At 40.7% G+C, this 15,194-nt stretch carries 13 protein-coding genes and 2 pseudogenes; 13 read left to right on the forward strand and 2 right to left on the reverse strand.

From position 1 onward, the window contains the following. Nucleotides 1-2 precede the first annotated feature (2 nt). The 7 genes from LDO37_RS07400 (at nucleotide 3) to LDO37_RS07430 (ending at nucleotide 6,479) form a co-directional block, all read left to right on the forward strand. The gene (locus LDO37_RS07400) at nucleotides 3-575 is read left to right on the forward strand and encodes a hypothetical protein (RefSeq protein ID WP_126610007.1); all 573 of its coding nucleotides are present in this window, start codon (nucleotides 3-5) and stop codon (nucleotides 573-575) included. A 202-nt stretch (nucleotides 576-777) separates the two neighbouring features. After that, nucleotides 778-1,086: a transposase gene (locus LDO37_RS07405; RefSeq protein ID WP_221768598.1), complete on the forward strand. Its 309-nt coding sequence runs from the start codon at nucleotides 778-780 to the stop codon at nucleotides 1,084-1,086. Then, nucleotides 1,083-1,934, forward strand: a complete 852-nt coding sequence (locus LDO37_RS07410) for an IS3 family transposase (RefSeq protein ID WP_185829945.1) — start codon at nucleotides 1,083-1,085, stop codon at nucleotides 1,932-1,934. The genes LDO37_RS07405 and LDO37_RS07410 overlap by 4 nt, the downstream gene beginning before the upstream one ends. 49 nt (nucleotides 1,935-1,983) lie before the next feature. Beyond that, the gene (locus tag LDO37_RS07415) at nucleotides 1,984-2,304 is read left to right on the forward strand and encodes a hypothetical protein (protein ID WP_126610005.1); all 321 of its coding nucleotides are present in this window, start codon (nucleotides 1,984-1,986) and stop codon (nucleotides 2,302-2,304) included. Nucleotides 2,305-2,536: 232 nt separating this feature from the next. Beyond that, entirely contained in the window at nucleotides 2,537-2,986 is a 450-nt protein-coding gene (locus LDO37_RS07420) for a hypothetical protein (RefSeq protein ID WP_126610004.1), read from the forward strand. A 1,430-nt stretch (nucleotides 2,987-4,416) separates the two neighbouring features. Next, entirely contained in the window at nucleotides 4,417-5,241 is an 825-nt protein-coding gene (locus LDO37_RS07425) for an FRG domain-containing protein (RefSeq protein ID WP_126607479.1), read from the forward strand. Nucleotides 5,242-5,858: 617 nt separating this feature from the next. Next, nucleotides 5,859-6,479 carry a hypothetical protein gene (locus LDO37_RS07430; RefSeq protein ID WP_126607480.1) on the forward strand — a complete coding sequence of 207 codons (621 nt, stop codon included), beginning with the start codon at nucleotides 5,859-5,861 and terminating at the stop codon, nucleotides 6,477-6,479. An 851-nt stretch (nucleotides 6,480-7,330) separates the two neighbouring features. Here LDO37_RS07430 and LDO37_RS07435 read toward each other — a convergent pair. Further along, nucleotides 7,331-7,594 (reverse strand): hypothetical protein, encoded by a 264-nt coding sequence (locus tag LDO37_RS07435; RefSeq protein WP_224055387.1) that lies wholly within the window; start codon nucleotides 7,592-7,594, stop codon nucleotides 7,331-7,333. Between the two features lie 783 nt (nucleotides 7,595-8,377). Here LDO37_RS07435 and LDO37_RS07440 point away from each other — a divergent pair. Both LDO37_RS07440 and LDO37_RS07445 read left to right on the forward strand, forming a co-directional pair. Continuing rightward, entirely contained in the window at nucleotides 8,378-8,764 is a 387-nt protein-coding gene (locus tag LDO37_RS07440; protein WP_224055388.1) for a DUF6896 domain-containing protein, read from the forward strand. Between the two features lie 136 nt (nucleotides 8,765-8,900). Beyond that, nucleotides 8,901-9,410, forward strand: coding sequence for a hypothetical protein (locus LDO37_RS07445; protein WP_224055389.1), 510 nt, complete (start codon nucleotides 8,901-8,903; stop codon nucleotides 9,408-9,410). Between the two features lie 49 nt (nucleotides 9,411-9,459). On the opposite strand, the pseudogene LDO37_RS07450 reads toward LDO37_RS07445, so the two are convergent. Further along, nucleotides 9,460-10,417, reverse strand: a pseudogene (locus LDO37_RS07450) (IS110 family transposase). Nucleotides 10,418-10,891: 474 nt separating this feature from the next. Here LDO37_RS07450 and LDO37_RS07455 point away from each other — a divergent pair. The 4 genes and pseudogenes from LDO37_RS07455 to LDO37_RS07470 all read left to right on the forward strand — a co-directional run bounded on the left by LDO37_RS07455 (nucleotide 10,892) and on the right by LDO37_RS07470 (nucleotide 15,112). Beyond that, nucleotides 10,892-11,197, forward strand: coding sequence for a hypothetical protein (locus tag LDO37_RS07455; RefSeq protein WP_126607348.1), 306 nt, complete (start codon nucleotides 10,892-10,894; stop codon nucleotides 11,195-11,197). A gap of 68 nt (nucleotides 11,198-11,265) precedes the next feature. Then, nucleotides 11,266-12,957: a pentapeptide repeat-containing protein gene (locus tag LDO37_RS07460; RefSeq protein ID WP_224055390.1), complete on the forward strand. Its 1,692-nt coding sequence runs from the start codon at nucleotides 11,266-11,268 to the stop codon at nucleotides 12,955-12,957. Between the two features lie 305 nt (nucleotides 12,958-13,262). Beyond that, nucleotides 13,263-13,952: a hypothetical protein gene (locus LDO37_RS07465; RefSeq protein WP_224056056.1), complete on the forward strand. Its 690-nt coding sequence runs from the start codon at nucleotides 13,263-13,265 to the stop codon at nucleotides 13,950-13,952. A gap of 172 nt (nucleotides 13,953-14,124) precedes the next feature. Beyond that, nucleotides 14,125-15,112 (forward strand): annotated as a pseudogene (locus LDO37_RS07470) (IS3 family transposase). Nucleotides 15,113-15,194 lie beyond the last annotated feature (82 nt).

The following is a 15,194-nucleotide window of genomic DNA, read 5'->3' on the forward strand; positions in this document are numbered from 1 at the left end:
TTATGACTAAAGACGAATGGTTAAAATGTGAAAGTGCTCCAATAATGATTAAATATCTATGGACACAAGAGCCTTTATTATCTGTTGCAAAAAGATTTGAGATATACCCAAGCACTGAAGATTGGATGGATTATCTGAATGCTGAAATGCCGCTCTATAAGTTTTATCTTTCTACGTGTCGAAAGATATGGCCTTTGCTTATTCAAGAAGAAAGTAGGAAAGGAATAGAACTTGCTGAGAGGTTTGTCGATGGCAAGGTTAAATGGCGTTGCGTAAGTGATTACAATTGGCATGTTGAAGGGGCTGCTTTCCGTTTTGAAGACCCACAAGATCAAGAGCAAATAGATACTTGGGTTAAAGATGTGGAGCGAAACCATTGTGAGATTGTTGATAAACTCAGTAATGAGGATGGGAAGGTGATTTGTACTCAGAAATTATTGAAACAAGCTGCTTATTTTGCCGATTGTGCAATGATGTACCCTTCAATTCAGCCAAAGGGCTTACTCAATGATGAATATAATAAATTCTTATGCCCTAAATTACTTCGGCAGTATGTTTCTTACCCATTGGTTTAGCGCACGTATTCCTAACAAAAGCTTTAAACCGACAAACAACGCGTGGCATTTTTAGTTTACGGTGAATTTAGTGTTTAGGGCGCAGTGCAGCGGCTTGTTTTGTGCGTTGTCTGCGGTTTAAGCTGGCGTTATATTTCCGAGTACCCCACGTTTAGTAGACACTTTACTAAGTTAGATCTAGGGTCTAATTGAGAGGTGATTTATGGTTAAACATCGTAATCCAGCGTACACCGAAGAATTCCGCAAAGAGGCGGTGCGTCTTGCCAGTCTTCCAGGTCGAACGGCGGTCTCGGTTGCTCAAGAGCTGGGCATCAGTGCTCAGCAAATAAGGAACTGGAAGCGTCAATTCACACGTCTATCGGATAAACAGTTTAACACCCTAGACGGTGTTGATTACTCGAAGAAAGAATCCGAAGAGCTTCGAGCGCTAAGGCGTGAGAACAAGCGACTCAAAGATGAAATGGAATTCCTAAAAAAGGTCTCGGCGTACTTCGCGAAGCAGCAAGAGTGAAGTACGAGTTCATCGACAGTTATGTTGAGAAATACAAAGTCACTCACATGTGTCACGCTCTTGATGTCTCACCTAGTGGCTTTTACAAGTGGCGTCATCGAGTGCCCAGTGAGCGTTCAAAGCGTCGAGAGCGCTTTGAACAATTGGTGATGTGTACCTTTGCTCAGTATCGGGCTCGCTATGGTTCCGTGCGGATAACCGAAGAGCTTAACGAAGCAGGGCATGCCTGCTGCGTGAATTATGTGGCTGATATCATGAAAGAAAAAGGCATCAAGGCGCGTAATGGCAAAGGGTTCAAATACAGCAAGGATGTCGCTGCAATGACGAACGTTGCCGACAATTTACTGCGCAGAGACTTTGAATCAGAGACACCGAATCAGAAGTGGGTCACAGACATCACATATATCTGGGTGAAGAGCCGTTGGCTCTTCCTAGCGACGGTGATGGACCTACACTCAAGACGCATTGTGGGTTGGTCGTTGGGCACAACGATGACGGTGGAACTTATCATGACAGCCTTAAAAATGGCGTTTGAGTCACGTAAGCTGGCGAAGGGGGTCATCATCCATTCGGACCGTGGTGTACAATATCGGGCATATAAATACCAAGACTTCATGCGTCAGCATGGAGGCATCCCAAGCATGAGTCGACAGGGAAACTGTTGGGATAATGCGGTGATGGAGTCATTCTACAGTCGACTGAAAGTCGAGCTGATATACGCAGAAGACTACCAAACGCTTGAGGAAGCCCGGTTGGGTATCTTCGAATACATCGAGGTATTTTACAATCGCAGAAGAAGGCACTCAGCGTTGGGGCATGTCAGTCCGGTTGAGTACGAAAGTATGTAGTTATGTGGTGTCTACTTTTTGTGGGGTACACCAATTTAAGGAGTTAATAATGAGATTTTCTATTGCTGTAGTTATTTTTTTTATGAGTTTTAATTCGTTTGCAGGTCTTTCGAATTATTGCGGGAATATAGATAAAATGTATACATGGGCTGGAGGTAACGACACGTATGGTGTTTGGGTTCTATTTGATAATAATCCTTCTGCTTGCTCTGGTGGATTTTATTTGTCCCAGCAAGGTAACAATAGGGAGCTTGTCTATAGCTTTTTACTATCAGCAAAAATGGCTAAGACCCCTATTTGTATTCAGACGAACCCAGAGTCAGGAAAAATATCCGCACGCTGCAGAATTAATTACGTTGTAGATAAGTAGTTTCAAGGTTGTTAAAAATATAACAAAAGCTTCAAACCGACAAACAACGCGTGGCATTTTTGGTTTGCGGTGATTTTAGTGTTTAAGGTGTAATGCAGCGGCTTGTTTTGTGCGTTGTCTGCGGTTTAAGCTGGCGTTAGCTATCTAGTTCAATTATGTTGTTATGAGATTGAAAAGTTAAATCTGTTCATATATGTTTGTTAATAAATGTAAACTGTTAATTGGTGAACAAATGAAAACAAAGCTCGCTTTGATTGTATGTGGCATTATTTCTGGTTGCGCGACTCAATACAAGCCACAAAACTTGAGTGAAAGCAGTCCAACTTTACGTATTGTGGGTGGTGATGTATACGGGACTTCCCATAGTTACAAGGTATTACTGGAACCCTGTGTGTCCAAGGATGTGGCGGAACTTGGGAGTGTCGGTGGAGCTTTGATAAGTAAAACAGAAGATTTCTCTAAACTAGAAGAGAACTCTCAAATGATAATTAAAGTAATAAAATCAGTAAATTACACTAGGGAAGTGAGATACACAACTAGCTACATCCAGTTCAAGCCAGAGCTAGGGAAAAATTACCAAATAAAAGGGCGAAACCTAATTGATCTAAGTACAGAGCTTCCACCAAGTGATTTTTTGAACTTGCCTATAAATTTCTGTGAAAAGGGCTGGCCACAACTTTAACCAAAACGTAGCTAACAAAAGCTTCAAGCCGACCGCCAACGCGTGGCATTTTTAGTTTGCAGTAATCATTGTGTTTAAGGCGCAATGCGGTAGCCGGTGTATTGCGTTGGCAGCGGCTTAAGCGGGCGTTATAGCGCTTTGATAATTCAAGGGTTGTAATGATTTCGAAAGTTGCTGGCTTCAGTGCTTTGTGTTCGATTTCTCAACCAACGTCAAGGTGGTTAACTCGGCGCAAACCAAGTTGCAGCAAGCTTTCAAAACCAATCAGGTTTTCCGAGTTTCGAAGCTTTGCTCTCGGTTTGTTCTTCTAAATTCTCGACCGAATCGGTGTTTTGAGTTTTGTGGTCTGGTTGCAGAAGTTTTTGTTGGCTAAGATGGCGTTCATTGAATGCAAGCTAAATGCTTTATTGCCAAGTTAAGTCTATTTGCTTGTATCGCTACAACAAACAGTTCAAGCAGACCAAAAACGCGTGGCATTTTTAGCTTGCGGTGAGTTTTGTGTTTAAGGTAGTTTGCAGAAACCGCATTTGTACGTTTTTGGCTACTTAACTGGGCGTTATAGCGCTTTGATAATTCAAGGGTTGTCAGGTTCTCGAAAGTTGCTGGCTTCAGTGTTTTTGAGTTTGTTTTCTCAACCCGCATCAAGGTGGAAAAGTCGTCGCAATCCAAGTTGCTGCAAGCTTTCAAAATCAATTCGGTTCGCTGAATTTTGACACTTTGCTCTCGGCTCGTTTCCCTAAATTATCGACTGAATCGGTATTTTGGGCTTTGTGGTCTGGTTGCAGAAGTTTTTGTTGTTTATCATGAGTTCATCGAGTGCAGGCTCAATGCATCATTGCCAAGTTGGCTTGTTTATTCGTTGCGCTACAACAAACAGTTCAAGCAGACCAAAAACGCGTGGCATTTTTAGTTTGCGTTGAGTTTTGTGTTTAGGGTAGTTTGCAGAAACGGTGTTTGTGCGTTTTTGGCTACTTAACTGGGCGTTATAGCGCTTTGAAAATTCAAGGGTTGTCAGGTTCTCGAAAATTGCTGGCTTCCGTGCTTTTGAGTTCGCTTTCTCAACCAGCATCAAGGTGGGAAATGCTCTGCAAACCAAGTTGCTGCAAGCTCTTAAATTCAATTCGGTTCGCTGAATTTTGAAGCTTTGCTCTCGGCTCGTTCCCCTAAATCTTCGACTGAATCGGTGTTTTGGGCTTTGTGGATTGGTTGCAGAGGATTTTGTTGGTTAGGATGCTCTTCATTGAATGCAAGCTAAGTGCTTCATTACCAAGTTAAGTCTGTTTGCTTGTATCGCTACAACAAACAGTTCAAGCAGACCAAAAACGCGTGGCATTTTTAGTTTGCGTTGAGTTTTGTGTTTAGGGTAGTTTGCAGAAACAGTATTTGTACGTTTTTGGCTACTTAACTGGGCGTTAGGTCTCAGGGGTTATATGAACAGTAAAAATATCGAAGAAAAACATATTAAATCCCTTGATGATTTCAAAGGTTTTATTCGAAATAAAGATTATAGAAAGTGGATTTACAGAGGACAGTCTTCAGCTTCTTGGTCTCTCGAAAGTTCCCTCTTGAGGGCAATTAAGAATGCAAGCAGTATTCGGGAGTACAGCGGCGAAAGCTCTAGAATCAGGTCTGGACATAATTATGAAAAGATAATGTTAGAACGCTTTAAGTCTGGAGCTCACTTATACCTTAGTCATCTTCCTGAAAATGATGACCTTCTTAGCTGGCTGGCGGTTATGCAGCACCACGGCGCACCGACTCGTCTTTTGGACTTCAGTTTTTCAGCATATATAGCGTTGTACTTTGCGGTAGAGGTTGGTGACGGTGATGCTGCAATCTATTGTATTGACCATAGTGCCTTAAAGCGTGCTGATAGTCGACATTTTGGAAGAGACCGAAAAAACGTTTATAACAGAGTGTTAAGTGAAGAAAGTAGTGATGATGAAATGTGTCTTTTTGCTTTCGAACCAGAGTTTTCAAATCAACGTTTACTTGCACAGCAAGGGCTGTTTTTTGTTCCAAATCACTTGCTTGTGTCACATGAGAAAATTCTGAGTGGATATGAGCTACCAAAAGGTTGCGTCTATAAGTTAGTTATAGGTAAAGAACTTCGATACGCAGCTTTAGATATGCTGAACCAAATGAACATAACATCAAGCACCGTTTACCCTGGATTAGATGGTTTTTGTAAAAATTTACATAAAGTACCGGTATTTGGGGCTCGTCATCAAAATAGAGTGGGTAAAGAGACCTAACAATCAATTAAAGTCGGACTGCTAACCTGTGGCATTTTTGGTTCTGGTTAGGTGCGGTGTTTACGGTGGCCGGGTTTGATTTTCGTGGCGTTAGCAGCCGCTTAATCGGGCGTTATGAAGCATCTAGAAAAATCCTGCAAAATTAGGGGTTAAGGTTCTTCGCTCGTGTTTGATGCCTTTGTTGTTTTGAAATGATCTCAGCCTGAAAATCCGTGCTGTTTCTTTGGTGAAATGCCGCTTTGGGAGCATCGAAAGGCAAATCGGCTGTTTGGCTATTTTTGCCAAGTGATTCTTTCTAGCAGCCATTTGCTGCACCGTTACTTTTGTGGGGCGGCAGGGCGTCGATAAATTCAAAACTTGGTGCGCTATTCTAGTCAATACGTTGTGGGCTTATCGAGTAGCTGCCAACATTTTGTGAAATGGCTCTGTGTCTTAGGCTTCTGTATTTGCGGGGATTTCGAGGTTGCCGTAAAGTCCGTTCATAACAAACAATTCAAACAGACCAAAAACGTGTGGCACTTTTAGTTTGCGTTGAGTTTAGTGTTTAAGGCGGTATGCAGAAACGGCATTTGTACGTTTTTGGCAGTTTAATTGGGCGTTAGGTATTTGGAGGCAGTTTGAAAGGTAGAGTTTCAAAATCGGCAATTGTAGATGTATGTCTTGAAGGGGTTATTTCATCACAAAAACAATACGAGGCTATGTCTGGTGGTGATTGGGTTTGTTGGGCTCCAGAGTATTTTATTACATCCTGTCTTGCTCAGTCGTTAAACCAGATGCCTGGAAGCAAGTATGTGACCATTGAAAATGGGGCTTATGACGCTTTAGATTATGCCGGAGCAGTCGGTAAAGGTAGATTACATGGTGATATTAGATCAAATGGTCGCTTTGATCTTTTGCTTTGGTGGGCTAAAGGTGATCCTAGGGCTGTAATTGAAGTTAAAAATCGAGTTCTTAACAAAACTCAATATGAAGCTGACCTAAAGCGAATCACAGCGGTTTTGAAACGTAAAAAGCTGGAGTCAACCATGGAATTTGGTGCTTTTGCCTTTTATTCTGCGACTGATGATTCATCAACTAAGAATTCAAGCGAAATACTTATACAAAGACAAGCTACAATACAGAAAAATGCGCAAGATATAGTGGGCGATGAATTTTGCGCTACGCTACATTCAAGTGACATTAAAATAGAAGGTGAAAGTGGCTGGTTTGCAGGGTGCTTACTCATAGAGCATACCTAACAAACAATTCAAACAGACCAAAAACGTGTGGCACTTTTAGTTTGCGTTGAGTTAGGTGTTTAAGGTGGTATGCGGCAACGGCATTTGTCCGTTTTTGGCAGTTTAATTGGGCGTTATGAAGCATCTAGAAAAGTTCAGTAAAATTAGGGGCTAAGGTTCAACATTTGCTCTTCTTTTCATCATGATTTGATTCTTTCCCAACTGAAAAACCGCTGTGTTTTTTGGTGAAATGCCGCTTGGGTTTTATCAAAAGGCAAATTGGCTGTTTGGGTACTTTTGCCAAGTGATTCTTTCTAGCAGCCATTTGCTACGCCGTGAAATTTGCGGGGCGGCAGTGTATTGAAAAACTTCAAATTTGGTGGTTGTTTTGAGTCAACTCGTTGTGGGTTTATCGTGTAGCTGCCAACATTTTGTGAATTGGCTCTGCGTCTCAATCGTCTGTATTTGCTGAAATTCTGTGGTTGCTGTAAAGTCCGTTCATAACAAACAATTCAAACAGACCAAAAACGTGTGGCGCTTTTAGTTTGCGTTGAGTTTAGTGTTTAAGGTGGCATGCAGAAGCGGCATCTGTACGTTTTTGGCAGTTTAATTGGGCGTTATAGCGCTTTGATAATTCAAGGTTTGTAAGGGATTCGGAAGTTGCTGGCTTCAGTGTTTTTGAGTTTGATTTCTCAACCAGCATCAAGGTGGAAAAGTCGTCGCAATCCAAGTCGTTGCTAACTTTAAAAAATCAATTCGGTTCGCTGAATTTTGAAGCTTTGCTCTCGGCTCGTTTCTCTAAATTCTCGACTGAATCGGTGTTTTGGGTTTCGTGGTCTGGTTGCAGAAGGTTTTGTTGGCTAAGATGCTTTTCATTGAATGCAAGCTAAGTGCTTCATTGCCAAGTTAAGCCTGTTTGCTTGTATCGCTACAACAAACAGTTCAAGCAGACCAAAAACGCGTGGCATTTTTAGTTTGCGGTGAGTTCTGTGTTTAGGGTAGTTTGCAGAAACGGCATTTGTGCGTTTTTGGCTACTTAACTGGGCGTTATAGCGCTTTGATAATTCAAGGTTTGTAAGGAATTCGAAAGTTGTTGGCTTCAGTGTTTTTGAGTTCGATTCCTTAACCTGAATCAAGGTGGTAAATCCTCGCAAGCCAAGTCTTTGTAGGTTTCAAAATCATTCAGCTGCATCAGATTTTGAAGTTTGGTTTCCGGCTAGATTTCCTAAATTCTCGACTGAATCGGTGTTTTAGGTTTTGTGGTCTGGTTACAGTCAGTTTTGTTGGCTAAGATGCTGTTCATTGAATGCAAGCTAAGTGCTTCATTGCCAAGTTAAGTCTGTTTGCTTGTATCGCTACAACAAACGCTTCAAGCGGACTGCCAACGCGTGGCACTTTAGGTTTGCAGCAATTATTGTGTTTAAGGCGCAATGCGGTAGCCGTTGTGTCATGTTGGCAGCAGCTTAAGCGGGCGTTATAGCGCTTTGATAATTTAAAGATTGTAAGGTTCTCGAAAGTAGCTGACTTCAGTGTTTTTGAGTTCGATTTCTTAGCCTGAATCAAGGTGGTAAATCCTCGCAAACCAAGTCGCTGTATGCTTTCAAAAGCAATTTGGTTCGTTGGGTTTTGAAGTTTTGCTCTTGGCGCGTTTTCCTAAATTCTCGACTGATTCGGTGTTTTGGGTTTTGTGGTCTGGTTGCAGAAGGTTTTGTTGGCTAAGATTCAGTTCATTGAATGCAAGTTAAGTGCGTCATTGCCAAGTAAGTTTGTTATTCGTTGCGCTACAACAAACAGTTCAAGCAGACCAAAAACGCGTGGCATTTTTAGCTTGCGTTGAGTTTTGTGTTTAAGGTAGTTTGCAGAAACCGCATTTGTACGTTTTTGGCTACTTAACTGGGCGTTATATCTCCGAGGGTCATATGAATAATTTTGAAAAAATAGAGAAAATCATTCCTCTTTGGTATGCGCAAAGAAAATGGGCAGAGGAAATGCTTATACAAGCTTTTCAGTTTGAGAAAGCGGAAGATATTCTGCTATCTCAGTACCGTGGCTCACACTCAATTCCTGGAACCAGTTGGATGTATCGTACACACGGAGTCGGTGTCGAAATCTTTCGCCCGTCAGGTGCTGGTGGTATAGATTTTGACTTTAACAAACCACATCCAGACAAATGGCGTCTACGTGTGTTTTTCGAGAGGCAGTATGAAGAAGGTAACCTCCCATTTACAGAATACAATGATTTATATAAAGATGAAGAATTGTTGGAGCTTGCTATAAAGCAAGTTTTAGAAAAGGTTTCGATATAACAAACAGTTCAAGCAGACCAAAAACGCGTGGCATTTTTAGTTTGCGTTGGGTTTTGTGTTTAGGGTAGTTTGCAGAAACAGCATTTGTGCGTTTTTGGCTACTTAACTGGGCGTTAGCACTTTCAAAGGAAAGACAATGTATGAAGTAGCTTTTGATATTAAATACGAAGGATTTTGGTCATTATTCTTCGTTGCTCCTGGATTCCTTTTTTGCTTTATTTCTTATTATGCATTGACAAATCGTGAAAAAATAGCAAGGTTGAGTTTCTATGCAAGCGGCAAGCAAAGTGACCCCAAAAAAACAAGTGTTGTCCTTTGGTTTATGCTTATTTTTTCTATTTTTTGGACTGGTTTAGTATCGTATGGGCTTGGCTCTCAATTGTTTGAATTATTAGCCAAATATCACAAAGGGGATTATCTCGTCATAGAAGGTATAGTTGAGAATTTCGATCCGATGCCTTATCCCGGACGTAAGAGAGAGAGCTTTAGTGTTAAAGGGATCTATTTTCAATACTCTGATTTTTCCGTCACCCCTGGCTTTAATAATACAACCTCTCACGGAGGACCAATACGCGAAGGGCTTCAAGTTCGAATTTCCTATATCGGAAATACAATCTTAAAATTAGAAACTTTGAAAACTAAATGAGTCATATGCTGAGGCTAACAGTGCTAACAAACGACTATGGCGTCAATAGTTAATTTTTAGATATATTTTCATCCCACATGGCGCCATCTCTTAGCATTGAGTTTAAGATGACAACCATCTTACGAACGCAGGCGATGATAGCGACTTTCTTTGGTTTTCCTGATTGAACGAGGCGGGTATAAGTCGCTTTGAAAACAGGGTTACACTGCATAGCAGACATCATCGCCATATACAGAACAGTTCGAACTTGCGCTCTTCCTCCTTGAATCACTCGCTTGCCTTTGTAGCGCCCACTTTCTCGAGTAATGGGTGCAACACCAATGAGTGAAGCGGCTTGTTTGTTGGTGATGTAACCCAGCTCGGGAACGTTGCTGATGATGGATGCAGCGGCAATGTTTCCAATACCAGGAACACTTTGCAGGATGTCGTTTTTGGTCTGATAGTCTGGACACGATTCGATGAGTTTAACCAGCTTATCCTCGATGTTTGAAATCTGTTTTTTCATGGCAGTCAGCACTGGCTTGATGGTCGAATGTAGAGATTTGGGCAATACCTGAATTCGATTCTTCTCCATTGTTTGCATAGAGAGTAGCTGATTGCGACGTATGACTAAGTCACTCATCAGTCGAATGTTTTCTGCCTTTATGATGGAGATTTCGAGTACTGATAGCTTCTGCGTAATAAGCGATAAGCTCAGCATCTAATCGGTCGTTTTTAGCTCTTCGACCAATGGCTCCAGCGAAGCGTTTAACGTGAATAGGGTTGGCGCGGACAATCGGTAATTGAGCTTCGGCACATGCTAGGACAAAAGGCATTTCTAGTCGTCCGGTTGCTTCAATGACGATACGTTCAGGTGAATGTTTTTTTATCGTTTTGATGGCGTCTTTGATGCCTTTGTCGTCGTTTGACACAGCGAAAAAGAGATTAAGTGGTCGTATAAAAATATCGAGTTGCGTCTTGCCAGTATCAACGCCGATATTAATGTTTTGAAGTGTATTGGTATTCATAATAAGCTAACTCTTGCTTGCGAAATGCGGGTTCGAGACCCAGTCGACTATCCGAGGTTTGTGCTTGGAGTCCTATGGGGTGTTCATGTTTGTTATCGGTCTCTCGACAGAGGAGCCTAGCTTCAATCGAACTACCCCATAGAAAGCTTTAGTTGCAGCTAAAGCCTGGGTCTCACATTACCCGAATTCAGGAAAGATTATCCATACAAAAGCTTCAAACCGACAAACAACGCGTGGCATTTTTGGTTTGCGGTGATTTAAGTGTTTAAGGCGTAATGCAGCAGCTTGTTTTGTGCGTTGTTTGCGGTTTAAGCTGGCGTTATATTTCAGTATTCATAGAAAAATGTAGAAATCTATGGTTGATTTTGTGCTAAAAGTTAAATCAATGTGTAGGGTTTAAGGTTAGTGCAAAACTAAGTACATAGCGTTATTAGGTGAAATAACGCATCATTGATAATAAAGAGAGGTTAAAATATGAGTACGAAGAACAAAATTATTTTTAACGGCACGGTTCACACTGTTAATATAGAACCCCAAAATATAGTCAACTACCACTCGAAAGCCGCAGACTCTTTATTAGAACTTCGAAATGAACTTCAAGAATTTATTAAAGATTCTGCACAGCAGAAAGTCGCACTAAAAATAGTTGATAATGTTGAAGAACAAATTCAATCAGCATCGCCAAGTAGAGATACCCTTAGTGCATTAATAGAAAGCTTACCTAGTGTTGGGAATGTCGCCGGTATTGGATCATTTATATTGTCCTGCTTTGCTGCTTAGCCTTAAGCGTTGTGTATTAATAAATTTTTTAGTATGCAGCTTCATTTAATACAGGAAATAAAATACCAATGTGTAATCACATCTATACAGGTAACTATAAAACTCTGCCTAAGGCTATGGGAATAAAGTGCCCTTATCCTACCATTTATGAAAATTTAAAGTCAGCTATTCATGGGGATTCCACTGGTGGTCATGCTCCTTTATTACCGATTGATGAACATGGAAATTGTATCTTTCACAGTAAAGATCTTAACTGGAAACGGGTTAATAATTTCAAAAAACACTTCATGGATCTTCTGGAAATTATCGGAGCAGATGAAACAATTAGAGATTACGATTTTTCTGAATTTCATTTTGTGGGCGATAATCTAGATGAACTTTCTTCCCCGCAATACATTTTCGATATAACTGACTCAGTCTACAGAAAACAGGCATATTTTTTTAATGCTGTTTTTCATGATGCTATTAAGATTGCGAATTCAAATTTCAAAAATGGGGTTCGTTTTGATAATTGTATTTTTGACCACGACATATCTTTCACCAATACATCTATTCAAGGCTCAGTATTTAGCAATAGTAGGTTTCATCGTAACGTCCAGTTTTCCAATATCAAGTTTTTAAGCTACTCTCTTTTTGAAAATGTGGTTTTTACTGGAAACAGTTCAGGGTATGTAGTTAAATTTAAAGACTCTCAGTTTCAGGGAATAACTGATTTCTCAGGCATTATCTTTAAACCTCAGGTAAAAGAATGTTCGATGGGGTTTCATAATGTTCAGTTCGAAGACTATACCAATTTCAATAAAGCTGAATTTTATAACCAAGTGGTTTTTGCAGATGTTTTATTTGCATCTATGACCGAATTTACAGATGCTTTATTTGCTACTGCTAGCTCCGCGGCAAGATACAATGGCACTGCTGTAGAGTTCAATCAAATTGAAGTTTCAGCTAAAGCAGTCCTTTCGTTCAATAGTTCAGACCCCTTGGTAAAGCTTTTTAATCATGATGTTCAGATGAGCTTTAAAAAAGATCCAGAAGGACTCATACAATTTGAAAATATTAACTACAAAAACCTAACCTCACAATCGCGGGAACGGCTAACGAAATACACTAAAACTGGTAATGTCGAAATTGGAACGGGGTGTATTAAATATCGTTTTCAAACAGAAATTAGAACTATAGAAATTAGTCAGGGAAATGCACCGTTGATCCTCGAACTCTGCCAAACATTTACCAACTATTTTACAGCAAGCAATGGAATTAACCTTGGTTTTGAAATAGTAGAGCGCAATAAGAATAAAGTTAGTTTTTTCTATTTTACAGATGAAAATATTTTTGAAGATGCTTTTTTGCAAAGCTTGGAAAAAACTGAGCAAGAATTATGGAGTTTACTTGCTACCAATCCTGAAGGACATCAGTACATCACACTAAGAGAAGGCACGAGTCAAACAACATTGGCAAAACGAGATCATTTTATCAATGTAGTAGATGGAATTTCAGCCTTGATTGGAACATTTTGCCGTGTTGGCGTAAGAATTGCTTGCGGCTCTTGGACTGCAAAAGACACAGAAACCCTATTAAATTCAGTACGATTTAATAAGGCATCAAGAACAGAACAAGCAATGAAGCTACACAAAGTACTCATTGACAAATACACTGGTGAGGAGCTGTTAGCCTTCAATATCCAGCAAAATGGACTATTAATTGGCCACAGCACTAATGTCATTTTTAATGGACCAGTTGAAACGGTTACTATTGATTGATCAACTAATACTTACGGTTCGTTAACGAACCGTAAGTATTTTTAACAGTGAAAAAATGGATTGGTGCTTGAATTATAATTGTTTTGTTTCATCTTCGTGACGTAGTCGAATTTAGCATGTTAATGTAAGCGGTATTTTTCAAGTTAAAATAACAGTAAACGTTGTATTTTAATTAAGCTGTAGGTTTGTAAGTCGTTAAAATATAACAAGTTAATCAACAAGGACAAAATGCGGCTGGCTATCTCGCTGCGCTCGTATTTTAGCCCGCCAAATTTTGCCTGTTATTAAGGCGTTATGTGCTGTCGATGGAGGTGAATTTAGAAGGTATGAAAAAATATATTTTTTGTTCGTTGCTCATACTCATAGTTGCTCTTAGTGCCTACCTGTCGTTCGGTGTCTATCGGAACTCATATCTCTCAACAAATATTGAAAATGGTAGCTATTATTCATGCTTGAATGATTCCACGATAAAAAAATACAGTATTGACCTGTGGAATCAAACTGAGATTTTTGATATCCGGTTTGTCGCTTCAGGTAATACTCATTGCTTTGCTCCAAAGTTCCCATCAATTGAGGTTTCTTCCTCAAAAGTTACACACTGGCTACATATTGTGGAAACATCGGGTGATGTACAGTTTTCTGGTAAACATGCGTCCTTAGGTAACTTTGGACCAAACTGGGTTTTTGTTGATGTTGTCAGCCAAGAGAAACGTGATAGCAGTAATCCATTTTATAGTGTGGGGGAGGTTTTTCGAGACAATCCTGGTTGGACTTCGGCTCCTCATATAACATTAACTTGGAATGGAAAATTGTTTGGACTATCTGAAATTGAAAGGGTGTTCTATCCAGTGGGAGGGGTATCTTGGGGTTTTAACTTACAGAGTTGGTCTTTAACTCCAGAAGCTATTCCCCCTAAATTACTCCATAAAAGTGCTTGGTTTGAGGTAGTGGAAGCACTTAATGATGAGTATCCAAACTATGTATTCAGTATCTAATAAGCTACGCACATAACAAAAGCTTCAAACCGACAAACAACGCGTGGCATTTTTAGTTTGCGGTGAATTTAGTGTTTAAGGCGTAATACAGTGGCTTTGTAATCATCCCCTAAACTAGGGACATTTAGAATTAGAGTTCTTCGGTTTAAACTAAACCAAATGGAGAACACTGATGAAAAAATCACGCTATACAGAAACGCAAATCGTCAAGATTCTGAAAGAAGTTGAGGCTGGCAGGTTGGTCAAAGAGGTCTGCCGAGAGTATGGTATATCAGATGCCACTTACTACAACTGGAAGTCCAAGTACGGCGGCATGGAAGCCTCAGACGTGAAGCGACTGAAGGAGCTTGAGGATGAAAACCGACGCCTGAAGCAAACGTTTGCTGAACTGAGCCTCGACCATAAAATCCTTAAGGATATCGTCGAAAAAAAGCTGTAAAGCCCACGATTCGGCGAGAGTGGGTGGATTACGTCAATAATTGTCACTGTGTGAGTCTGCGTAGGGCTTGTCGTTTAGTCGGCATCAGTGACTCGGTCTATCGGTATCGACCAGATAAGCACGAGATACCCCTGTGATTGCCGCCTTGCAAGAAGCCGTTGAACGTTATCCTGCATATGGTTTTGGCATGTTATTCAAAGTGCTTAAACGATGGGGGTATCGCTGGAACCACAAACGAGTGCATCGACTCTACTGCGAACTGAAGTTGAATAAACGCCGTCGAGGAAAGAAGCGATTACCAACAAGAGAGCCCGCTTCTTTATGTGTGCCAGAAACGTTCAACCAATGTTGGTCAATGGATTTCATGAGCGATTCACTGATGTGTGGTAGACGCTTCAGGACGTTCAATGTTATCGATGACTTTAACCGTGAAGTACTGGTCATTGAAATTGACTTGAATCTTCCCGCTCAAAGAGTTGTTCGCGTGTTGGAACGCATCGTCGCCTGGCGAGGTTATCCGAGTCAGTTACGTATGGATAACGGTCCAGAGTTTATCTCAACGGCTTTAGCTGAATGGGCGGAACAACATGACATACAACTCGAATTCATACAGCCAGGCAAGCCCACATAAAACTCGTTTGTTGAAAGGTTCAACCGGACCCCTTGGGAATATCTTGCTAAGTTGAAATTGCCGGAAGACTCTAATTTAGGGTGTCACTAAAAAGGGATGTTTACACATGGATACAAGTGTCAGATGGTGCTGGAAAATTACCCAATAGATTCATAATCAGTCTTTAATTTGC

The sequence above is a fragment of the Vibrio penaeicida genome, from assembly GCF_019977755.1.
GTDB lineage: Bacteria > Pseudomonadota > Gammaproteobacteria > Enterobacterales > Vibrionaceae > Vibrio > Vibrio penaeicida.